The organism is Kitasatospora sp. NBC_01560, from assembly GCF_045208415.1.
Lineage (GTDB): Bacteria > Actinomycetota > Actinomycetes > Streptomycetales > Streptomycetaceae > Kitasatospora.
The window spans coordinates 1,479,635-1,505,070 of sequence record NZ_CP109364.1 but is presented as its reverse complement, the minus strand read 5'-3'; the positions used below and the strand labels follow the sequence as shown (position 1 = coordinate 1,505,070).

The 25,436-nt window shown below is 76.1% G+C and carries 1 protein-coding gene (cut by a window edge); it reads left to right on the top strand.

Annotated elements, in window-relative coordinates:
* The first annotated feature begins 141 nt into the window (after positions 1-141).
* Positions 142-25,436, top strand: the 5' portion of a protein-coding gene (locus tag OH807_RS06050; RefSeq protein ID WP_406194814.1) for a type I polyketide synthase. The gene runs 3,001 nt beyond the window's last position; 25,295 of the gene's 28,296 nt are visible here — the first part of the coding sequence; it begins with the start codon at positions 142-144; the stop codon falls past the right edge of the window.

Genomic DNA, 25,436 nt, shown 5'->3' with positions numbered 1-25,436 from the left:
ACACTAGGGGTTTTCCTGGCCGGGCCGACCCGAGACTGATCGCTGGTGTGCAGGAATGCGAGCGCTGCACGTGCGGTCCACGCCGGCTGTCCACATCGAATCGCCTGCTGTCCGCCGGTCTTCCAGATGGGTTGAGTTGATATGGACAAGGAACAGAAGCTCCGGGACTACCTCAAGCGGGCGGGCGCGGACCTCCAGCGCTCGCGGCAGCGGGTGAGCGAACTGGAGGCGGCGGCGAACGAGCCGATCGCCATCGTCGGGATGAGCTGCCGCTACCCGGGTGGCGTGGCCAACCCGGAGGACCTCTGGACCATGCTGGTCAACGGTGAGGACGGCATCTCGGGCTTCCCGGCCGACCGCGGTTGGGAGTTCGCCGCGGGGGACGGGCAGGTCGAGGTCCGCGGCGGGTTCCTGCACGGCGCACCCGAGTTCGACCCCGACTTCTTCGGCATCTCGCCGCGCGAGGCGCTGTCCATGGACCCGCAGCAGCGCGTCCTGCTGGAGTCCTCCTGGGAGGCCTTCGAGCGGGCGGGCATCGACCCCACCTCGCTCCGGGGCACCCGGACCGGTGTATTCGTCGGCGCGATGCCCCAGGACTACCGGGTGGGCCCGGACGACGACGTGCAGGGCTTCGTCCTTACCGGCAACGCCACCAGCATCATCTCCGGCCGGCTCTCCTACTTCTTCGGGGCGGTGGGCCCGGCTGTCACCGTGGACACCGCCTGCTCCTCCTCGCTGGTGGCGCTGCACCTGGCCGCGCAGTCGCTGCGCTCGGGGGAGAGCACGCTGGCGCTCGCCGCCGGCGTCACCGTCATGTCCAGCCCCACCACCTTCGTCGAGTTCGCCCGCCAGGGCGGGCTGGCCGCCGACGGGTACTGCCGCTCGTTCGCCGACTCGGCGAACGGCACCGGCTGGGCCGAGGGCGTCGGCGTGCTGGTGCTGGAGCGGCTCTCCGAGGCGCGACGCAACGGGCACCAGGTGCTGGCCGTGGTGCGCGGCACCGCCGTCAACCAGGACGGCGCCTCCAACGGCCTGACCGCGCCGAACGGCCCCTCGCAGCAGCGGGTGATCGAACAGGCGCTGGTCAACGCCCGGCTCTCGGCCGACCAGGTCGACGTGGTGGAGGCGCACGGCACCGGGACCACGCTCGGCGACCCGGTCGAGGCGCAGGCGCTGCTGGCCACCTACGGGCAGGGCCGCGACCCCGAACGCCCGCTGCTCCTCGGGTCGGTCAAGTCGAACATCAGCCACACCCAGGCCGCGGCCGGTGTCGCGGGTGTGATCAAGATGGTGCTGGCGATGCGGCACGGGGTCCTGCCGAAGACCCTGCACGTCGACGCGCCGTCCTCGCACGTCGACTGGACGGCGGGGGCGGTGCGGCTGCTCACCGAGCGGACCGAGTGGCCGCAGCGGTCCGAGCCGCGCCGGGCCGGCGTCTCCTCCTTCGGGCTCAGCGGCACCAACGCGCACGCGATCATCGAGCAGGCCCCCGCGCCCGAGACCGACGAAGCGCCGGAGGAACCCACCGGTGCGCGGGAACTGCCCTGGCTGGTGTCCGGCCGGACCCCCGACGCGCTGCGTGCCCAGGCCGAGCGGCTGGTGGCCTTCCTCGACTCCGGCGCGGCCCCCGGCGACACCGACACCGCCTTCTCCCTGGCCACCACCCGGTCCGGGCTGGAGCACCGTGCGGCCGTGGTCGCCGCCGACCGCTCGCAGGCGCTGGCCGCGCTGCGGGGCCTGGCCGACGGCGAACCGGCGCCGGCCGGTCTGCTGCGGGGCAGCCCCCAGGGCCGCGGCAGGCTCGCCTTCCTGTTCGCCGGCCAGGGCTCGCAGCGGCTCGGGACGGGGCGTGAACTGTACGCCCGCTTCCCGGTGTTCGCGCAGGCGCTGGACGAGGTGCTGGCGCAGCTGGACGCCGGGCCGGCGCGGCCGCTGCGCGAGGTGCTGTTCGCGGCCGAGGGCACGCCCGAGGCGGACCTGTTGGACCGCACGGAGTACGCGCAGCCCGCACTCTTCGCGATCGAGGTGGCGCTCCACCGGCTGGTCGAGTCCTGGGGCGTCAGGCCGGACTACCTCGCCGGGCACTCGATCGGCGAGATCGCCGCCGCGCACGTGGCCGGGGTGTTCTCGCTCGCCGACGCCGCGACCCTGGTGCTGGCCCGCGGCCGGCTGATGCAGGCGCTGCCCGCCGGCGGGGTGATGATCGCGCTCCAGGCGAGCGAGGACGAGGTCGCACCGCTGGTCGCCGCCCGGTGCGAGCAGGTCTCGATCGCCGCCGTCAACGGCCCCGCCGCCGTGGTCGTCTCCGGCACGGCCGAGGCGGCCGCCGCCGTCGCCGAGCACTTCACCGCGCTGGGCCGCCGGGTGCGGCCGCTGCGCGTCTCGCACGCGTTCCACTCGCCGCTGATGGACCCGATGCTGGAGGAGTTCCGCGCGGTGGTCGGGGGCCTGTCGCCGCAGGCACCCGTGCTGCCCGTGGTCTCGACGCTGACCGGCGTCCCGGCCACGGTCGCGCAGCTGACCTCCGTCGAGTACTGGGTCGACCACGCCCGCCGGGCCGTCCGGTTCGCCGACGCCGTCTCCTGGCTGAGCGGTCACGGCACGCGGACCTTCCTGGAGCTCGGCCCCGACGGCGTGCTCAGCACGCTGACCCGGGCCTGCCTGGACGAGGGCGGCGACAGCGGCCCGGTGGCACTGCCCGCGCTGCGGGCGGGCCGCCCGGAGACCGAAACGCTCACCGAGGCGGTGGCCGGCCTGCACGTCCGCGGGATCCCGGTCCGCTGGCAGCCGTACTTCGCCGGCACCGGCGCCCGCCCGGCCGACCTGCCGACCTACGCGTTCCAGCACCGCCGGTTCTGGCCCAGGACCGTGCTGAGCCGCGCCGGCGACGTGCGCGCCGCCGGACTCGGCGCCGCGCACCATCCGCTGCTGGCCGCCGCCGTGTCGCTGGCGAACTCGGAGGGCCTGCTGCTGACCGGGCGGCTCTCCGTACAGGCCCACCCCTGGCTGGCCGACCACGCCGTCCGCGGCGTCGTGCTGGTGCCCGGCACCGCCTTCCTGGAACTGGCCGTGCACGCCGGTGACGAGGTCGGGTGCGAGCTGGTCGAGGACCTCACGCTGATCGCCCCACTGACCCTGCCCGAGCAGGGCGGGGTGCAGGTGCAGGTGTGGGTCGGAAGCCCCGACGAGTCGGGCCGGCGCACACTTGGCATCCACTCCCGCCCCGATGGGGCCGAGGACCGGCCGTGGACGCAGCACGCCGCGGGCATCCTGGCGGCCGGCGAGGAGCGGGCCGGGTACGAGCAGGTCACCACCGGGGCCTGGCCGCCGGCCGACGCCGAGCCGCTGGCCCTGGACGGGCTGTACGAGCGGCTCGCCGACAGCGGCTTCGGGTACGGGCCCGTCTTCCAGGGCCTGCGCGCAGCGTGGCGCCGGGGCGAGGAGGTGTTCGCCGAGGTGGCGCTGCCCGAGCGCGCCGGCGCCGAGGCCGCGGCCTTCGGCCTGCACCCCGCGCTGCTCGACGCCGCGCTGCACGCCTGCGCCTTCCTGGAGCTCGGCGAGCACGTGCGCGGCGCGCTGCCGTTCGCCTGGCAGGACGTCACCCTGCACGCCAGTGGCGCCTCCGCCCTGCGGGTGCGGCTCGGCTGGGCCGCGGACGACGCGGTGTCGATCACGGTGGACGACACCGAGGGCAGGCCGGTCGCCTCGATCGGGTCGCTGGTGCTGCGCGCGCTGCCCGACGAGCGGACGGGCGCGACCGGCGCCCTGCTGCGCGAGGCGATGTTCGAGCTGGGCTGGCCCCGGCTGCGCGGTGGCCCGGCGAGCGCGCCCGAGTCGGTCGCGGTGCTCGGAGAGGACCCGTTCGGACTCGGCTTCGAACCGGCCGACGGCACGGCACCGCTGCCCGCGGTCGTTCTGGCACCGGTGGTGGGCGACCCCGGTGACGGCCCGGTCGGGTCGGCGCACGCCCTGACGGGGCGGGTACTGGAACAGATGCAGTCCTGGCTGCGGGACGACGCGTGCGCCGACTCGCGCCTGGTCTTCGTGACCCGCGGCGCGGTGGCCGTGGCCGGCGAGGGGGTGAGCGACCCGGCGGCGGCCGCCGTCTGGGGCCTGGTGCGGTCCGCACAGGCCGAGCACCCCGGCCGCTTCGGGCTGCTGGACCTCGATCCGACCACCGCCGCCGTCCCCGCCCGGGCGCTCGCCACCGACGAGCCGCAGCTGGCCGTCCGGGACGGTGCCGTGCTGGTCGCCCGGCTGGCCCGGACCGGCCCTGCCGACGGGGCCGGTGGCGGTACCGACTGGAACCCCGAGGGCACAGTGCTGGTCACCGGCGGGACGGGTGGGCTGGGCCAGGTGCTGGCCCGACACCTGGTCACCGGGCGCGGCGTGCGGCACGTGCTGCTGGCGAGCCGGCGCGGCGGGGCGGCCGAGGGGGCCGCGGCCCTGGCCGCCGAGCTGCGCGACCTGGGTGCGCACGTCACCGTCGCGGCCTGCGACCTGACCGACCGCGCGGCGCTCCGGCGGCTGCTGGCCGGCATACCCGCCGCACACCCGCTCACCGCGGTGGTGCACACCGCCGGCGTGCTGGACGACGGCGTGATCGACTCGCTGACGCCGGAGCGGATCAGCGCGGTGCTGCGGCCCAAGGCCGACGCGCTCTGGCACCTGCACCGGGAGACCCGCGGGCTCGACCTCGCCGCCTTCGTCGTCTTCTCCTCCCTCTCCGGCACCGTCGGGGCGGCGGGGCAGGGCAACTACGCCGCCGCCAACGCCTTCGCCGACGCCCTCGTCCGGCTGCGCCGCGCCGAGGGCCTGCCGGGCGTCTCGCTGGGCTGGGGCCCGTGGGCGCCGTCGGGCGGCATGACCGGCGGCCTGACCGAGGCCGAGCAGGAACGGCTGGCCCGGCTGGGCACACCCGCGCTCACCGAACGGGACGGCGTGGCGCTCTTCGACGCCGCGCTCGCCCTGAACACCCCCGCGCTGCTGCCGGTACGCCTGGACCTCGCGGCGCTGCGCGCCCGGGGTGAGGTGCCGCCGCTGCTGCGCGGGCTGATCCGCACTCCCGTCCGGCGCTCGGTGGTGGCCGGCTCGGAGGCGGCCGCGAGCCTCGTGCAGCGGCTCTCCCGGCTGGACGCGGCGGGCCGCACCGAGGCGGTCGTGGAGCTGGTCCGGGCCCAGGTGGCCGCGGTGCTCCGGCACACGGGCACGGCGGACGTCGACCCGCTGCGCCGGTTCCAGGACCTCGGGTTCGACTCGCTCACCGCCGTGGAACTGCGCAACCGGCTCAGTACCGCCACCGGCCTGCGGACCTCGGCCACCGTGGTCTTCGACTACCCGACGGTGACGGCGCTGGCCGGGCACGTGCTGGAGCAGCTGACGGACGCCGGCGACGACCGGCCGGTCGACGCCCCGTCCGTCGCCGCCGACGGCGACCCGATCGTGATCGTCGGCATGGGCTGCCGCTACCCGGGCGGGGTCGCCTCGCCCGAGGACCTGTGGCGTCTGGTCAGCGAGGGCACCGACGCGATCTCCGGGCTGCCCACCGACCGCGGCTGGAACCTCGACGCGCTCTACGACCCGGACCCGGACCACCTCGGTACGGCCTACACCCGGTTCGGTGGGTTCCTGCACGAGGCCGCCGAGTTCGACCCCGCGTTCTTCGGGATGAGCCCGCGCGAGGCGCTGGCCACCGACGCGCAGCAGCGGCTGCTGCTGGAGGCCTCCTGGGAGGCGATCGAACGCGCCGGGATCGACCCGCTCTCGCTGCGCGGCAGCCGGACGGGCGTCTTCGCCGGCGTGATGTACAACGACTACGCGGCCCACCTGACCGGCGGCCAGTACGAGGGGTACCAGGGCAGCGGCACCTCACCGAGCATTGCCTCCGGGCGGGTCTCCTACACCCTCGGGCTGGAGGGCCCGGCCGTCACCGTCGACACCGCGTGCTCCTCCTCGCTGGTCGCCATGCACTGGGCGATGCAGGCCCTGCGGGCCGGCGAGTGCTCGCTGGCCCTGGCCGGCGGCGTCACGGTGATGTCCACCCCGACCTCGCTGATCGAGTTCTCCCGCCAGCGCGGGCTCTCCCCGGACGGCCGCTGCAAGGCCTACTCGGACAGTGCCGACGGGGTCGGCTGGTCCGAGGGCGTCGGCGTGCTCGTCCTGGAGCGGCTCTCCGACGCGCGGCGCAACGGACACCGGGTGCTGGCCGTGGTCCGGGGCAGCGCCGTCAACCAGGACGGCGCCTCCAACGGGCTGACCGCGCCGAACGGTCCCTCGCAGCAGCGGGTGATCCGCCAGGCGCTGGCCGCCGCGGGGCTGCGCGCCGCCGACGTGGACGTGGTCGAGGGCCACGGCACCGGCACCACCCTCGGTGACCCGATCGAGGCGCAGGCGCTGCTCGCCACCTACGGTCAGGACCGCGAACTCCCGCTCCACCTCGGCTCGATCAAGTCGAACATCGGCCACACCCAGGCGGCCGCGGGCGTCGCCGGCGTGATCAAGATGGTCATGGCGATGCGCCACGGCGTCATCCCGGGCACGCTGCACGCCGAGCGGCCCTCCTCCCACGTGGACTGGGAGGCCGGGGCGGTGGAGCCCGTCACCGAGCAGTTGCCCTGGCCGCGGACGGGCCGGCCGCGCCGGGCCGGCATCTCCTCGTTCGGCTTCAGCGGCACCAACGCGCACCTGATCGTCGAGCAGGCGCCGCAGCAGCCCGAGGTGTCGCAGGCGGCCGCGATCACGCCGGGCGTGGCCGCCTGGCCGCTCGCCGGCCGCAACCGGGCAGCGCTGCGTGACCAGGCGGCCCGGATGCGCGCCTTCGTGACGGAACGTCCGGAGCTGCGGCCGGCCGACATCGGCCTGTCCCTCGCGACCACCCGGTCCGGCTTCGAGCAGCGCGCGGTCGTCACCGGCGGCCGGGAGGAGCTGCTGCACGCGCTCGCCGCACTGGCCGAGGGGGCGCCCGCCGCAGGGCTGATCGAGGGCGAGACCGGCGGTGCGGGCCGCCCGGCCTTCCTGTTCACCGGCCAGGGCTCGCAGCGGCTCGGGATGGGCCGTGAACTGCACGCCCGCTTCCCGGTGTTCGCACAGGCGCTGGACGAGGTGCTGGCACAGCTGGACACCCGGCTGGAGCGGCCGCTGCACGAGGTGCTGTTCGCCGCGGGGGACACCCCCGAGGCCGCCCTGCTGGAGCGGACCGGCTACGCGCAGCCCGCGCTCTTCGCGATCGAGGTCGCGCTCCACCGGCTCGTCGAGTCCTGGGGCGTCCGCCCCGCCGCGCTGCTCGGCCACTCGGTCGGCGAGATCGCCGCCGCGCACGTCGCGGGCGTGCTCTCGCTGCCGGACGCGGCCACGCTGGTCTGCGCCCGCGCCCGGCTGATGCAGGCGCTGCCGGCCGGCGGCGCGATGATCTCCGTCCAGGCCACCGAGGAGGAGGTGCAACCGCTGCTCACGGCGGGCGTGTCGGTGGCGGCGGTCAACGGCCCGCGGGCCGTGGTGATCGCCGGGGACGAGGACGAAGCCGTCCGGATCGCCGGGCAGTTCGCCGACCAGGGGCGCAAGACCAGGCGGCTGCGCGTCTCGCACGCGTTCCACTCGCCGCTGATGGACCCGATGCTGGCGGAGTTCCGGCAGGTGGTCGGCACGCTCGCGTTCCGCGAGCCGCTCATCGCCCTGGTGTCGAGCGTGACCGGCCGGCCCGCGACCGGGGAGCAGCTGGCCTCGCCCGACTACTGGACCGAGCAGGTGCGTCGCACGGTCCGCTTCGCCGACGGCGTGCGCACCCTGCGCGCCTCGGGCACCACCACCTTCCTGGAGCTCGGCCCCGACGGCGTGCTCTGCGCGCTCGCCCAGGACACCCTGGGCGACGAGGAAGGCCTGGACCTGGTGCCGCTGCTGCGCGCCGACCGCGCCGAGGAGCAGGCCGCCGCCACGGCACTGGCCCGGCTGCACGTGCGCGGGATCCCGGTGGACTGGGAGCAGTTCTACGCCGGGACCGGAGCGAACCGCGTCGACCTGCCGACCTACGCCTTCCAGCACGAGCGGTACTGGCCCGAGCTCACGGCCGCCCCCGGCACCGGGACCGCCGCCGACCCCGCCGACACGGCGCTGTGGGGAGCGGTCGACCGCGGCGACGCCGCCGAGCTGGCCGTCCTGCTCGGCCTGCGCGACGAGCAGCACGCCAACCTGTACGCCCTGCTGCCCGCCCTGTCGAACTGGCGCCGCCACCGGCAGGAACAGACCCTGCTGGACGCCGCCCGCTACCGGGTGGAGTGGAAGCCGGTGCGCGCGAGCGCGGCGCCGGTGCTGGACGGCTGCTGGCTGGTGGTCACCGCCGACGGGGCCGAGGACACCGGGCTGCTGGACGCACTGCGCGGCCACGGAGCGCGGTTCGAGCGGCTGGTGCTCTCCGAGGACTGCCTCGACCGGGCCGAACTGGCCTCCCGGATCGGCGCGTTCGACGAACTCTCCGGCGTCCTGTCGCTGCTCCCGCTGGCCGACCGGCCGGAGCTCACCACGGCCGGGCTGCCGCTCGGCTTCGCCCTGAGTGCGGTGCTCGCCCAGGCCCTGGGCGACACCGACTCGACCGCCCCGCTCTGGACGGTGACCCGGGGCGCGGTCTCGGTCGGCGCCGGTGACCCGCTGGGCAACCCCGTCCAGGCCGCGGTCTGGGGCCTGGGGCGGGCGGCCGCGCTGGAGCGCCCGCAGCAGTGGAGCGGGCTCGTCGACCTCCCTCCCGTGCTCGACACGCCGACCGTGCAACGACTGGTCAGCGTGCTGGCGGCGCGCGGCGGGGAGGGCACCGAGGACCAGCTCGCGCTGCGCGCGGGCACCGCCCACGGCCGGCGCCTGGTCCGCCACCCCGGCGCCGAACTGCCGCAGGCCGCCGACTTCACCGCCACCGGGACGGTGCTGATCACCGGCGGTACCGGCGCTCTCGGCGCCGAGACCGCCCGCTGGCTCGCCCTCAGCGGCGCACAGCACCTGGTGCTGACCGGCCGGCGCGGCCCGGACGCCCCCGGCACCCGGGAGCTCGTCGCCGAGCTGGAAGAGTCGGGCGCCCGGGTGACCGTCGCGGCCTGCGACGTCGCCGACCCGGAGCAACTGGCCACCCTGCTGGCCACCATCGAGGCCGACCACCCGCTGACCGGCGTGGTGCACGCGGCGGGAGTCGGTCAGGCCGCGCCGCTCGCCGCGACACCGCTGGCCGACATCGCCGGGCTGACCTCGGCGAAGCTGCGCGGCGCGGCCAACCTCGACGCCCTGCTCGGCGACCGCGAACTGGACTTCTTCGTCCTGGTCTCCTCCGTCGCGGGAGTCTGGGGCAGCGCCGGGCAGAGCGCCTACGGCGCCGCGAACGCCTACCTCGACGCGCTCGCCGAGCACCGGCGGGCCCGCGGTCTGGCCGCCACCTCGGTGGCCTGGGGCCCGTGGGCCGGGGCCGGCATGGCCGCCCACGAGGCTGTCGCGGAGAGCCTGGGCCGGCAGGGGCTGCGGTTCCTGGCCCCCGAATCGGCGATCGCCGAGCTGCGCCGCGCGGTGCTCCAGCGCGAAGTGACCGTGACGGTCGCCGACGTCGACTGGGAGCGGTACGCGCCGGTCTTCACCGCCGCCCGGCCGAGCGCGCTGCTCGCCGAACTACCGGAGGCCCGAGCGGTCCTGACGGCGGTGCAGGAGGTCGACGGAGTCGCGTCGGACTTCGCCCGCCGGCTGGCCGGCCTGGGCGAGGCCGAGCAGCAGCGGACGCTGGTCGACCTGGTCCGCCGCGAGGCGGCCGTCGTCCTCGGGCACTCCTCCGCCGAAGGAGTGGCGGAGAAGCGCGCCTTCCGCGACGCGGGCTTCGACTCGCTGACCGCCGTGGAGCTGCGCAAGCGGCTGGCCACGCTGACCGGCCTCGCGCTGCCGAGCACGATGGCCTTCGACTACCCGACCCCGCTGGCTCTGGCCGGCTTCCTGCGCGGCCGGATCCTCGGCCTCGCCGAGGCCGGGGCAGCCACCGCGGCCGCCGCCACCGGGCGGTTCGACGAGCCGATCGCGATCGTCGGCATGGGCTGCCGGCTGCCCGGTGGGGTCCGCTCGCCGGAGCAGTTCTGGGAGCTGGTCTCCCAGGGCACCGACGCCATCTCCGAGTTCCCGGTCAACCGGGGCTGGGACACCACCGACCTGTACGACGCGGACCCGGACGCACCGGGCAAGGCCTACACCGTGCAGGGCGGCTTCCTGCACGACGCCGGCGAGTTCGACCCCGGCTTCTTCGGCATCTCGCCGCGCGAGGCACTGTCGATGGACCCGCAGCAGCGCCTGCTGCTGGAGACCACCTGGGAGGCCTTCGAGTCCGCCGGCATCGACCCGGGCACCGTTCACGGCAGCCCCACCGGTACCTTCATCGGCTCGACCTACCAGGAGTACGGGCTCGGCATGGCGGACGGCTCCGCCGGCCACGCCGTGACCGGGAGCAGCCCGAGCGTGTTGTCCGGGCGGCTCGCCTACCTGTTCGGGCTGGAGGGCCCGGCCGTCACCGTGGACACCGCGTGCTCCTCCTCGCTGGTCGCGCTGCACCTGGCCTGCCAGTCGCTGCGCAACGGCGAGAGCTCGCTGGCCCTGGCCGGCGGCGCGACGGTGATGACCAACCCGGCCTCCTTCATCGCCTTCAGCCGGCAGCGGGCGCTCGCCGCCGACGGCCGGTGCAAGTCCTTCGCCGAGGACGCCGACGGCATGACCCTCGCCGAGGGCGTCGGCGTGCTCGTCCTGGAACGGCTCGGTGACGCCGAGCGCAACGGCCACCGGATCCTCGCCGTGGTGCGGGGGTCGGCCATCAACCAGGACGGCGCCAGCAACGGCCTCACCGCGCCCAACGGCCCCGCCCAGCAGCGGGTGATCCGGCAGGCGCTGAGCAACGCCGGGCTCGACGCGGGCGACATCGACGCCGTCGAGGCGCACGGCACCGGCACCTCGCTCGGCGACCCGATCGAGGCGCAGGCCCTCCAGGCCACCTACGGCCGTGACCGCGATCCGCAGCGCCCGCTGCTGCTGGGCTCGGTCAAGTCCAACATCGGCCACACCCAGTCGGCGGCGGGCGTCGCCGGCATCATCAAGATGGTGCTGGCGATGCGTCACGGGACGCTGCCGCGCACCCTGCACGCGGACCGGCCGTCCTCGCACATCGACTGGACCCCGGGCACGGTGTCCCTGCTCAACGACTCCGTCGAGTGGCCGGAGGGCGAGCGGACCAGGCGCTGCGCGGTGTCGTCCTTCGGGATCAGCGGCACCAACGCGCACGCCGTCCTGGAGGAGGCTCCGCGGCCTCCCGTGGTCGAGGAGGACCGGGCGGTCCACCCGGCCGGGAAGGTCGTCCCCTGGGTGCTGTCCGCCCGGACGCCGGGCGCGCTGCGGGCCCAGGCCGCCAACCTCGCCGCCCACGACCCGGAGCTGCGCCCCGTCGACGTCGGTCACTCGCTGGTCGGCTCGCGCGCACTGTTCGACCACCGCGCGGTGGTCCTCGGCACCGACTCCGCGACCCTGCGGGAGGGGCTGGCTGCCCTGGGCACGGGCCGGTCCTCGGCGAGCGTGGTGCACGGCGTCGCGGCGGCCGGGGGCCGGACCGTCTTCGTCTTCCCCGGCCAGGGCTCCCAGTGGGCGGGCATGGGCGCGCGGCTGCTGGACGAGTCGCCGGTCTTCGCCGAGCGCCTGCACGAGTGCGCCGCCGCGCTGTCGGCCTTCGTCGACTGGTCGCTGGTCGACGTGCTGCGCCAGGCCGACGGCGCGCCGTCGCTGGTGGGGGCACCCCCGGCCGGAGGCTGGGGGAGGGTCGACGTCGTCCAGCCCGCGTCGTTCGCGGTCATGGTGTCGCTGGCCCACCTGTGGCAGTCGTACGGCGTCGTGCCCGACGCCGTCCTCGGGCACTCGCAGGGCGAGATCGCCGCCGCCGCCGTGGCCGGGGCCCTGTCGCTGGAGGACGCGGCCCGGGTGGTCGCGCTGCGCAGCCGGGCCATCGCCCGGGTGCTGGCCGGTTCCGGCGGCATGGTGTCCGTCCCACTGGCGGCGGCCGAGACCGAGGAGCTCCTGCGGGCCCGCGGCGGGGACGTCTGCGTCGCCGCTGTCAACGGACCGCGCACCGTGGTCGTCGCCGGCCCGCCGGAGCAGCTGGACGCGCTGATCGCCGACCTGGCCGCCGAGGGCGTCCGGGCCCGGCGGATCGCCGTGGACTACGCCTCGCACTCCACCCAGGTGGAGCTGGTGCGGGAGGAGCTGCTGACGGTGCTGGCGCCGGTGCGCCCGCGGGCCGCCCGGCTGCCGTTCTTCTCCACCGTGACCGGCGACTGGCTGGACACCACCGGGCTGGACGCCGGGTACTGGTACCGCAACCTGCGGCAGACCGTGGCCTTCGACCCCGCCGTGCGGGAACTGCTCGCCCAGGAACACTCGGTGTTCGTCGAGGTCAGCTCGCACCCGGTGCTCACCATGACCGTCCAGGCGACCGCCGAGGACGCCGGCGCGCGGGCGAGCGCCATCGGCACGCTGCGCCGCGACAAGGGCGGCATGGACCGCTTCCTGGCCTCGCTCGCCGAGGCCCACGTCCAGGGCGTGCGGGTGGACTGGGCCCCGGTCTTCGCGGGCACCGGCGCCCGCCGGGTCGACCTGCCGACGTACGCCTTCCAGCGGGAGCACCTGTGGGCCGTCCCGGCCCCGGCGCCGGCCGCGGGCGCGGCGGATCCGGCGGACGCCGCGTTCTGGACCGCCGTCGAACAGGAGGACGTGGACACGCTCGCCGCGAGCCTGCGGCTCGACCGCACCTCGCTGGCCCCGGTGCTGCCCGCGCTGTCCGACTGGCGCCGTCGCCGGCGCGACCGCGCCACGGTCGACTCCTGGCGCTACCGCGCCGTGTGGGAGCCGCTCGGCGGGCTGGGTCCGGCCACCCTCCCGGGCAGCTGGCTGCTCGTCACGGGCGCGTCCGCGTCCGCAACCGCGGCCGCCGACGACGTGGCCGAGGCGCTGACGGCGCACGGCGCGCAGCTACGGCGACTGGTGCTGGACGGGGCCGGCACCGACCGGGCCGCCCTGGCCGAACGCCTCCGGGAGCTGGGCGAGCCGGGGGGCCTGGGGGAGTTCGCCGGCATTGTGTCGGCGCTGGCCGCCGACGAGGCGCCCAGCGAGCGCCACCCGGCGCTCTCCGCGGGCCTCGCGCTGACCCTCGCCCTGGTCCAGGCCCTGGGCGACGCGGGCATCGACGCGCCGCTCTGGTGCGTCACCCGCGGCGCCGTCTCCACCGGGCGGGCCGACCGGCTGACCAACCCCGTCCAGGCGCAGATCCACGGCCTGGGCTGGACGGTCGCGCTGGAGCACCCGCAGCGCTGGGGCGGTCTGGTCGACCTGCCCGAGACCCTGGACCGTCGGGCCGGCGAGCGGCTGGCCGCCGTCCTCGCGGGCGGCACCGGCGAGGACCAGGTCGCCGTCCGGCCCTCCGGCGCGCTCGCCCGGAGGATCGTGCGCGCCGCCGCGGCCGCCACCGAGCCCGCCGCCGGGTGGACGCCGCGCGGCACCACCCTGGTGACCGGCGGCACCGGTACGCTCGGCCCGCACCTGGCCCGCTGGCTCGCCGAACAGGGCGCCGAGCGGCTGGTGCTGACCAGCCGCCGGGGCATGGCGGCGCCCGGCGCGGCCGAACTGCTCGCCGAGCTCGCCGAGCGGGGCTGCCAGGCCACCGTGGTCTCCTGCGACCTCACCGACCGCGACGCGGTCGCCCGCCTGCTGGCGGAGCTGGAGGCCGAGGGCCACACCGTCCGCACGGTGGTGCACACGGCTGCCGTGATCGAACTCGCCTCGCTGGACGAAACGACCCCCGAGGCCTTCGCCCGGGTCGTGCACGCCAAGGTCGCCGGTGCCCGGCACCTCGACGAACTCCTCGACGACGAGCAGCTCGACGCCTTCGTCCTCTACTCCTCCACCGCGGGCATGTGGGGCAGCGGGCAGCACGCCGCGTACGTCGCGGCCAACGCCTACCTCAACGCGCTGGCCGAGCACCGCCGGGCCCGCGGCGCCCGCGCCACCTCCGTCTCGTGGGGCATCTGGGCCGACGACCTCGAACTCGGCCGGGTCGACCCGGGCCAGATCCGCCGCAGCGGCCTGGTCTTCATGGAGCCGCAGCAGGCCCTGGCCGCACTGCGCCAGGCCCTCGACGAGCAGGGCGTGCTGGCCGTCGCCGACATCGACTGGGATCGCTACCACCCGGTCTTCACCTCCGGCCGCCCGACCGCGCTCTTCGAGCGCATCCCGGAGGTACAGCGCCTCCTGGCGGAGGCCGAACGCCCGGCCGGCGACGGCGAGTTCGCCGCCCGGCTGCGGGCGCTGCCGGGCGGCGAGCAGGGCCGGGTGCTGCTGGACCTCGTCCGCGCCGAGGCGGCCACCGTGCTGGGGCACGCCTCGCCCGAGGTGCTGTCCGAGCAGCGGGCGTTCCGCGAGGTCGGCTTCGACTCGCTGACCGCCGTGGACCTGCGCAACCGGCTGGCCGGCGTGACCGGGCTGACCCTGCCCAGCACCATGGTCTTCGACTACCCGAACCCCCTCGCACTGGTGGAGTTCCTGCGCACGCGGATCGCCGGCGCATCGGCGGCGGCCACCGCCGTGCCGCAGCACGCGGGCGGCGCCGCCGACGAGGACCCGATCGCCATCATCGGCATGAGCTGCCGCTACCCCGGCGGGGCCGGCTCGCCCGAGGCCCTGTGGCAGCTGGTCTCCCAGGGTGGGGACGCCATCACGGAGTTCCCGCCCGACCGTGGCTGGGACACCGAGGGGCTGTACGACCCGGACCCGGACCGCCCGGGCCGCACCTACTCGGTCCGCGGCGGCTTCCTGCACGAGGCCGCCGACTTCGACGCCGCGTTCTTCGGCATCTCGCCGCGCGAGGCGCTGGCGATGGACCCGCAGCAGCGTCTGCTGCTGGAAACCGGCTGGGAGGCGATGGAGCGGGCCGGGATCGACCCCGCCGCGCTGCGCGGCAGCCGGACCGGCACCTTCATCGGCGCGAGCTACCAGGACTACGTCGCGGGCGGCTCCGGCCAGGACGGCGCTGAAGGACACCTGATCACCGGCACCATCCCCAGTGTGCTGTCCGGGCGGCTCTCCTACACCTTCGGCTTCGAAGGCCCGGCCGTCACCCTGGACACCGCGTGCTCCTCCTCGCTGGTCGCGCTCCACCTGGCCTGCCAGTCACTGCGCAACGGTGAGAGCACGCTCGCCCTCGCGGGCGGCGTGAGCATCATGGCCACGCCCAACGCGTTCGTCGGCTTCAGCCGGCAGCGGGCGATGGCCGTCGACGGCCGCTGCAAGGCGTACGCCGAGGCCGCCGACGGCATGAGCCTGGCCGAAGGCGTCGGCCTGGTCCTGGTCGAGCGGCTCTCCGACGCGCGGCGCAACGGGCACCGGGTGCTGGCCGTGGTCCGGGGCAGCGCCGTCAACCAGGACGGCGCCTCCAACGGGCTGACCGCGCCGAACGGCCCCTCGCAGCAGCGGGTGATCCGCCAGGCGCTGGCGAACGCGCGGCTGACCGCCACCGAGGTCGACGTCGTGGAGGGCCACGGCACCGGCACCCGGCTGGGCGACCCGATCGAGGCCCAGGCGCTGCTGGCGACCTACGGCCAGGACCGGGAGCACCCGCTCCTGCTCGGCTCGGTCAAGTCGAACATCGGCCACACCCAGATGGCCTCCGGCGTGGCCGGCGTGATCAAGATGGTGATGGCGATGCGGCAGGGCGTGCTACCGCCCACGCTGCACGTCGACCGGCCGTCCTCGCACGTCGACTGGTCGGCCGGTGCGATCGAGCTGCTGACCGAGCAGCGCGAGTGGCCGTCGACCGGCCGGCCGCGCCGTGCGGGCGTCTCCTCCTTCGGCCTCAGCGGCACCAACGCGCACCTCGTCCTGGAACAGGCGCCGGCCGCGGCCGGGCCCACCGCCGCCGAGCCCGCCGCCGAGCCCGCCGCGCCGTCCGCCGTCCCGGTGGTGCTCTCCGCGCGGACCGACCTCGCGCTGCGCGCCCAGGCCGACCAGGTGCTCACCCTGCTCGGCCGGCGGCCGCAGCTGCCGCTGACCGACCTGGCCCACTCGCTCGCTACCACCCGCTCCGCACTGGAGCGGCGGGCGGCCGTGGTGACCGGGCAGCGCGAGGAGCTCGCACGCGCCCTCACCGCTCTGCGGGACGGCCTGCCCGACGGCGCCCTGGTCACCGGCCGGGCCGCCCGGGGCCGGCTGGCCTTCCTCTTCACCGGACAGGGCAGCCAGCGGCCGGCGATGGGCCGGGAGCTCTACGAGCGCCACCCGGTGTTCGCCGAGGCCCTGGACGCCGTCCTGAACCGCTTCGACCTCGAACTCGACCGCCCGGTCAGGGAGGTGCTGTTCGCCGAGCCGGGCACCCCGGAGTCCGGGCTGCTGGACGACACCGGCTTCACCCAGCCCGCCCTGTTCGCGGTCGAGGTGGCGCTCTACCGGCTCGTCGAGTCCTGGGGCCTGCGGCCGGACCACCTGGTCGGGCACTCGGTCGGCGAGCTCGCCGCCGCGCACGTGGCCGGCGTGCTCTCCCTGGACGACGCCTGCCGCCTGGTGGCGGCCCGCGGCCGGCTGATGGCCGCGCTGCCCGCCGGGGGCGCGATGGCCTCCCTGGAGGTGGGCGAGGAGGAGGTGCGGCCGCTGCTCGACGCGGCGGTCTCGATCGCCGCGGTCAACGCGCCGGCCTCCCTGGTCGTCGCGGGCGAGGAGGCGGCCGTCCGGGCGCTGGTCGACCGGTTCACGGCCGACGGGCGCCGGGCCAAGCGGCTGCGCGTCTCGCACGCCTTCCACTCGCCGCTGATGGACCCGATGCTCGCCGCGTTCGCCGAGGTCGCCGCCACGGTGACCTACCACCCGCCGGTGATCCCGCTGGTCTCCACCGTCACCGGCGGGCTCGCCACCGCCGAGCAGCTCTGCTCGCCCGACTACTGGGTCGACCAGGTCCGCCGCACCGTGCGCTTCGCGGACGCCGTGCGCCTGCTCGCCGACCAGGGCACCACCACCTTCCTGGAGCTGGGCCCCGACGGGGTGCTGGCCGGTGCCGCCCGGGACACCCTCGGCGACGCGGCGCAGCCGGTCACGATCGCGGCCCTGCGGCGCGGTCGTGCCGAGGAGGCGACCCTCACCGGCGCGCTCGCCCGGCTCCACGCGAACGGTGTGCCGCTGGACTGGGACGCGGTCTTCGCCGGCACCGGCGCCCGCCGCGTCGACCTGCCGACCTACCCGTTCCAGCGCCGGCGCTACTGGCCCGAGGCCGACGCCGTCCGGCCCGCCGGCCGACCGGACCCTGCGGACGCGCAGTTCTGGTCCGCGGTGGAGCGCGCCGACCTGCCGGCGCTCGGCGCCGGACTGCACCTGGACGACGACACGCTGCGGGTGATGGTGCCCGCGCTGTCGACCTGGCGCCGCGGGCAACGCGACCGCTCGACGGTGGACGGCTGGCGCTACCGCGTCACCTGGAAGCCGCTCCCCGCCCCGCCGGCCACGCGTCCCACCGGGACCTGGCTGGTCCTCCTGCCGGCCGGGGAGACGGCCGGTCAGGCGTGGCTCGACACGCTGTTCGACGACCCGGTCCGGCTGGCGGTCAGCGGGCCGGACCGGGCCGAGCTGGCCCGGAGCCTGCGTGAACTCACCTCCGACAGGCAGGAGTTCGCCGGGGTTCTGGCGTTGCTCGCGCTGGGCGGGGACGGCCTGCTGTCGACCGCCATGGCGGTGCAGGCACTCGGCGACGCCGGCATCGAGGCCCCGCTCTGGTGCCTGACCCGCGGCGCCGTCACGACCGGCCGCTCCGAGCACCTCACCGACCCCACCCGGGGTGCGGTCTGGGGCCTCGGGCGCAGCGTCGCGCTCGAACACCCGCAGCGCTGGGGCGGCCTGGTCGACCTGCCGGAGACGGTCGACGAGACGGCCGTCCGCCGGCTGTCGGCCGTGCTGGCCGGAGCCACCGGCGAGGACGAGGTGGCGCTGCGGCCCACCGGCGCCTTCGCCCGGCGGCTCGCCCGGCACCCGGCGGCCGACCGGCCTGCGGACCGGGCGTTCACCCCCACAGGCACCGTGCTGGTCACCGGTGGCACCGGCGGCCTCGGCGGCCACGTCGCCCGCTGGCTGGCCGGCCGGGGCGCCGAGCACCTGCTGCTGGTCAGCCGCCGCGGCCCCGAGGCCCCGGGAGCGGACGAGCTGAGCCGTGAACTCACCGCGCTGGGGGCCAGGGTCACCGTGGCCGCCTGCGACACCGCCGACCGGGAGCGGCTGGCGGCCGTGCTGGCCGCCGTGCCCGAGGAGCTCCCGCTCACCGCGGTGTTCCACACCGCCGGCGTGGTCGCGGACGGCGTCCTCGACACCCTGACCGCCGAGAGCTTCGCGGCCGTCATGCGGCCCAAGCTCGACTCCGCGGTGCACCTGCACGAGCTGACCCGCGACGCAGGCCTGACGGCCTTCGTCCTCTTCTCCTCCACCACCGGCACGTTCGGTGCCGCCGGACAGGCCAACTACGCCGCCGCCAACGCGGCCCTGGACGCCCTCGCGCAGCACCGCCGGGCCGAGGGCCTGCCCGCGACCTCCGTCGCCTGGGGCCCCTGGGCCGGGGCCGGCATGGCCGCCGACGGCGCCGGTGTCGAAGCGCGGGTGCGCCGGGGCGGCTTCGCCCCGATGGCGCCCCGGCTCGCCCTGGCCGCACTCGGTCACGCCCTCGGGCAGGACGAGCCGGTGGTGGCCGTGGCGGACATCGACTGGCAGCGGTTCGCCGCGGTGTTCACCACCCTGCGGCCGAACCCGCTGGTCGCCGACCTGCCCGAGCTGCGCCGGGCACCGGCCGCGGACCGGTCCGCGGCGGCCGACGGGGAGTCCGGGCTGCGGCAGCGACTGGCCGAGCTCACCGGCGCTGCCCGCGCCCGCCTGGTCCAGGACCTGGTGCGCGCCCACGTGGCCGCCGTCCTCGGCCACGCCGACGCCGCGGCCGTCGAGGCCGACCAGGCCTTCACCGACCTCGGCTTCGACTCGCTGACCATCGTCGAACTGCGCAACGCCCTGAACGCCACGACCGGCCTGCGCCTGCCCGCCACGCTGGTCTACGACCACCCCAACCTGCACGCGCTCGCCGACTTCCTGCTCGCCGAACTGCTCGGCGAGCTGCCGGACCACGACACCGTCGCCCCGGCCCCCAGGGCCGTCGACGACGACCCGGTCGCGATCGTCGGCATCGGCTGCCGCTTCCCCGGCGCCGTGGAGTCCCCGGAGGACCTCTGGCGGGTGCTGGCGCGCGGGGAGGACGTGATCTCGGGTTTCCCCACCGACCGGGGCTGGGACCTCGACACCCTCGGGCACGGCGCCTCGGCCACGCTCCAGGGCGGATTCCTGGACGGCGTGGGTCGGTTCGACGCCCCGTTCTTCGGGATCTCGCCGCGCGAGGCGATCGCGATGGACCCCCAGCAGCGGCTGCTGCTGGAGACCACCTGGGAGGCGCTGGAGCGGGCCGGTATCGCCGCGGACTCGCTGCGCGGCAGCGCCACCGGCGTCTTCGTCGGCACCAACGGCCAGGACTACACCTCGGTGCTGCGCCGCGGCACGGTCGAGGTCCAGGGTCACGTCGCCACCGGCAACACGGCCAGCGTCATGTCCGGGCGGCTCTCCTACACGCTGGGCCTGGAGGGCCCTGCCGTCACCGTGGACACCGCCTGCTCCTCCGCCCTGGTGGCCATGCACCTGGCCGCGCGCACGCTGCGCAGCGGCGAGTGCTCGCTGGCGCTGGCCGGCGGTGTGTCGGTGATGTCCAGCCCCGACGCGTTCATCGAGTTCACCGCCCAGGGCGGCCTGGCCCCCGACGGCCGGTGCAAGGCGTTCGCCGACTCGGCGGACGGCACGGCGTGGTCGGAGGGCGCGGGCGTGCTCGTGCTGGAACGACTCTCCGACGCCCGCCGCAACGGCCACCGGATCTGGGGCCTCCTGCGCGGCGCGGCCGTCAACCAGGACGGCGCGAGCAACGGGCTGACCGCGCCGAACGGGCGCGCGCAGCAGCGCGTCGTGCGCGAGGCGTTGGCCGACGCCGGCCTGACGCACACCCAGGTCGACGCGGTGGAGGCGCACGGTACCGGGACCACCCTGGGCGACCCGATCGAGGCCAACGCGCTGATCGCGGCCTACGGGCGGGACCGGGAACGGCCGCTGCTGGTCGGCGCGGTCAAGTCGAACCTGGGGCACACCCAGGCGGCGGCGGGCGTCGCGGGCGTGATCAAGATGGTCATGGCGATGCAGCACGGCGTGCTGCCGAGGACGCTGCACGTGGACGAGCCGTCCTCGCACGTCGACTGGGACGGCGGCGCCGTGACGCTGCTGCGCGAGGCGCAGCCCTGGCCGTCCACCGGAGCACCGCGCCGGGCGGGCGTCTCCGCCTTCGGTGTCAGCGGGACCAACGCCCATGTGATCGTCGAGCAGGCGCCGACCGTCGAGGCTCCGGCCGAGGCGCCCGTGGTGTCGCCCTCGGCGGCGCCGTGGGTGGTGTCAGGCAAGTCGTCGGCGGCACTGGCCGCCCAGCTGGAGCGGGTGTCCGGAGTGGGTGGGCCGTCCCCATTGGATGTGGGATTCTCGCTCGCCTCGGGGCGGGCGGCCTTCGGGCACCGGGCGGTGCTGCTGGACGGCGCCGAGCTGGCCCGGGGCGTGGCCGCGGATCGCTCGCCGGCCGTGCTCTTCTCCGGCCAGGGCTCGCAACGCCTCGGCATGGGACGGGAGTTGTACGACCGGTTCACGGTGTTCGCCGAGGCCTTCGACGCGGTGTGCGCACAGCCGGGCTTCGAGGCGGTGCGCGAGGTGGTCCGGGGCGAGGACGCCGAGCTGCTGGACCGGACCGCGCACGCGCAGGCCGCTCTGTTCGCGGTCGAGGTGGCGCTCTTCCGGCTGGTGGAATCCCTGGGCGTCCGGCCCGAGTTCGTCGCCGGACACTCGATCGGCGAGGTCGCGGCCGCGCACGTGGCCGGGGTGTTCTCGCTGGCCGACGCCTGCGCCCTGGTGGCCGCCCGCGGCCGCCTGATGCAGGCGCTGCCCGCGGGCGGGGCGATGGTGGCCGTCCAGGCCACGGAGGACGAAGTCCTTCCGCTACTCGGTGAGTTGCTGTCGATCGCCGCCGTCAACGGGCCGCAGTCCGTGGTGCTGTCCGGCGCCGAGGACGAAGTCCTGCGCGCTGCTGGGGAGTTCGAGGCCAAGGGTCGCAGGACCAGTCGGCTGCGGGTGAGCCATGCCTTCCACTCGCCGCTGATGGAGCCGATGCTGGCCGAGTTCCGCGCCGTGGTGGCGGGCCTCTCCTTCGGGCGGCCGTCGATCCCGCTGGTGTCGAACCTGACCGGCGGAATCGCGACGCCCGAGCTGGTCGGCACACCGGAGTACTGGGTGCGCCACATCCGGGAGACCGTCCGGTTCGCCGACGGCGTCCGGGTGATGGCCGAAGCGGGCGCGAACGCCTTCCTGGAGCTCGGTCCCGACGGAGTGCTGACCGCGCTGGTGCAGCAGATCGTGGACCGGGAGACGGTGGCCGCGGCCGTGCTGCGCAAGGACCGCGCCGAGGAGACCGCCCTGGTCACCGGCCTGGCCCGGCTTCACGTCGCGGGTCTGCCCGTCGACTGGGCCGCGTACTTCGACGGCACCGGCGCCCGCCGGGTGGACCTGCCGACCTACGCCTTCCAGCGCGAACTGTACTGGCCGGAACCCGCGCCCGCACCGGTCGCCGCCACGGACCCGGCGGACAGCGCGTTCTGGTCCGCCGTCGAGCGCGAGGACCTGGAGCTGCTCGGCTCCACCCTGGAACTCGGCGACGACACCGCCCTGTCCGCACTCGTCCCGGCCCTGTCCGCGTGGCGCCGCAAGCGCTCCGAGCAGTCCACCGTCGACGCCTGGCGCTACCGGGTCACCTGGAAGCCGCTGGCCGCTCCGACGGCCGGCCCGCAACCGCCCACCGGGAGCTGGCTGGTGCTCGTCCCGGCGGGCCGCGCCACCGACCCGTGGCCGGCCGCGCTGACCGGCGCGCTCGGCACCGACACCGTCCGCGCCGAGGCCGACCCCGCCGACCAGGACGGGCTGACCGCCCGCCTGAAGGAGCTCGGCACCCCGTTCGCCGGCGTGCTGTCGCTGCTCGCCACCGGGGACGAGCCCCTTCCGGCCGGCCTGGCCCGGCCGGACGTGCTGGTCGCGGCGGTGGCCGCGGCCGGCATCGACGCCCCCGTCTGGTGCGCCACCCGGGGAGCGGTGTCGGCGGCCCGGTCCGAGGCACCCGCCGACCCGGCCCAGGCCGCGGTCTGGGGGATCGGCCGGGTGACCGCACTGGAACACCCCACCCGATGGGGCGGGTTGATCGACCTCCCGCAGGAGCCCGACGAGCGGTCGGCGGGCCGGCTGCGCGCCGCCCTGGCGCGCGGTGACGGAGAGGACCAGCTCGCGCTGCGTCCCTCCGGCGTCTTCGCCCGTCGGCTGGTCCGGGCCGCGACGGACCCGGCGGCCGCCGGCTGGCGGCCCAATGGCACCGTCCTGGTGATCGGTGCGGCGGCCGGCTTCGGCGGGCAGGTCGCCCGCTGGCTCGCCGGCCAGGGCGCCGGCCACGTGCTGCTGCTCGGCCCGGACCACCCGGACGACGCCGAGCCGACCGCACTCGCCGCCGAACTGGCCGGACTCGGCGTCGAGTTCACTCCGGCGACGGGCGATCCGGCCGACCCCGACCGGCTGGCGGCGATTCTCGCCGCCGTCCCGGAGCGGCTCCCGCTGACCGCGGTGGTCCACGCCGGCCACAGCGCCGACCTGCCCACGCTGAGCGCCGGTCTCGACACCCTCGAAGCGGCCCTCGGCGACCACCCCCTGGACGCCTTCGTGCTGTTCACGTCGATCGCCGGGATCTGGGGCGTCCGCGGCCAGGAGAGCGGAGCCGCCGCCGGCGCCTACCTGGACGCGGTCGCCGAGCGCCGCCACGCACGAGGGGCGAACGCCCTCTCCGTCGCGTGGGGCGCCTGGGCGGACAGCACCCCCGCCTCCCTCGCCCAGCACCTGCGGCTCAGCGGACTGCCCGTCATGGACCCCGGGCGGGCGCTGTCGGCGCTGCGCCGGGCCGTCACGGACGGCGTCCCCACCGTCACGGTGGCCGACGTGGCCTGGGACCGGTTCGCACCGGCGTTCACCCGGACCAGGCCGAACCCGTTCTTCGCGGAGCTGCCCGAGGCGCGCACCGCCGTCGCCCGCGCCGCGGCCGGTACACAGGAGCAGGCGTCCACCGCCGGCACCCTGCGGGCGGGGCTGCTCGCCCGCTCCACGGCCGACCGGGCCGAGGCGCTGCTGTCGCTGGTGCGCGCCGAGGTGGCAGCCGTGCTCGGCTACCCCGACGCCACCGACATCCCGTCGGGCCACGCGTTCAAGGACCTCGGCTTCGACTCGCTGACCGCCGTCGACCTGCGCAACCAGCTCAACACCGCCACCGGTCTCGCCCTACCGGCCACGCTGGTCTTCGACTACCCGACGCCGGCGGCTCTCGCGGACCACCTGCGGGCCGAACTGCTCGGCGCCGACGAGCAGGAGAGCGCCGCCCCGGCGGCACCCACCGCAGCAGGTGGCGCCGACGATCCGGTCGTGATCGTCGGCATGAGCTGCCGCTACCCCGGTGGCGTCCGCTCGCCGGAAGACCTGTGGGACCTGCTGCGGGCGGAGGTGGACGCGATCGGATCCTTCCCGACCGACCGCGGCTGGGACCTCGAACGGCTGGCCCGGGGCGATCAGGACGGCCGCGGCCGCAGCGTCACCCGCAGCGGCGGATTCCTCTACGACGTGGCGGACTTCGACGCCGCCTTCTTCGGCGTCGCGCCGCGGGAGGCGATGGTGGTCGACCCGCAGCAGCGGATCGTGCTGGAGGCCGCCTGGGAGGCGCTGGAACGCGCCGGGATCGACCCGGTCGGCCTGCGCGGCGGCGGCACCGGCGTGTTCATCGGCGGCGGCAGCGGCGACTACCGGCCCGCCGCCGGGCAGCTCGGCCACGTGCAGACCGCCCAGTCGGCCAGCCTGCTGTCCGGCCGACTCTCCTACACCCTCGGGCTGGAAGGGCCCTCGGTGACCGTGGACACCGCCTGCTCCTCCTCGCTGGTGGCGCTGCACCTCGCCGCCCAGGCGCTGCGCGCCGGGGAGTGCTCGACGGCGCTGGCGGGTGGGGTGACCGTGATGTCCACCCCGGTGGGCTTCGTCGAGTTCGGGGAGATGGGCGCACTCTCGCCGGACGGCCGCTGCCGGGCCTTCGCCGACTCGGCGAACGGCACCGGCTGGTCGGAGGGCGTCGGCGTGCTCGTCCTCGAACGGCTCTCGCAGGCCCGTCGCGAGGGGCACCGGGTGCTCGCCGTGCTGCGCGGCTCGGCGGTCAACCAGGACGGCGCGTCCAACGGCATCACGGCGCCCAACGGCCCGTCGCAGCAGCGCGTCATCCGCCGGGCCCTCGGCAACGCCGGCCTGTCGGCCGCGGACGTGGACGTCGTCGAGGCGCACGGCACCGGGACCACCCTCGGCGACCCGATCGAGGCCCAGGCCCTGCTGACCACCTACGGCCGCGACCGGGACCCGCAGCGCCCGCTGCTGCTCGGCGCCGTCAAGTCCAACATCGGCCACACCCAGGCGGCCTCGGGCGTCGCGGGCGTGATCAAGATGATCATGGCGATGCGGCACGGCGTACTGCCGAGGACGCTGCACCTGGAGACGCCGTCCTCGCACGTCGACTGGTCGGCGGGCGCGGTCGAACTGCTCGCCGAGGAGACCGCCTGGCCGGAGACCGACCGGCCGCGCCGCGCCGGGGTCTCGGCCTTCGGGGCGAGCGGCACCAACGCGCACGTGATCCTGGAGCAGGCCCCGGCGGACGCTCCTGACACCGCGTCCGGCCCGGCCGCGGTCACCCCCGCGGTGCTGCCGGTCGCGCTGTCCGCCGTCACCCCCGAGGCGCTGCGCGCCCAGGCCGGCCGACTGGCCGCCCACCTGGCCGCCCACCCCGGCCTGGCCGTCACCGACCTCGGATACTCCCTGGCCACCACCAGGTCGGCCTTCGAGTACCGGGCCACCGTGCTGGCCGGCGACCGCGACGAGCTGCTCGGCGGTCTCACCGCCCTCACGCAGGGCCGCGGTGCGGCACACCTGGTCCAGGGCCGGGCGGCCGGGCGCGGCCGGACGGCCTTCCTGTTCTCCGGCCAGGGCACCCAGCGCGTGGGCATGGGCCGGGAACTGTACGACCGGTTCCCGGTGTTCGGGCAGGCCCTCGACGAGGTGCTGGCCCACTTCGACGCCCTGCTCGACCGCCCGCTGCGGGACGTGCTGTTCGCGCCCGCCGGCACGGCTCCGGCCGCGCTGCTCGACGACACCGGCTACACCCAGCCCGCCCTGTTCGCGATCGAGGTGGCACTCTT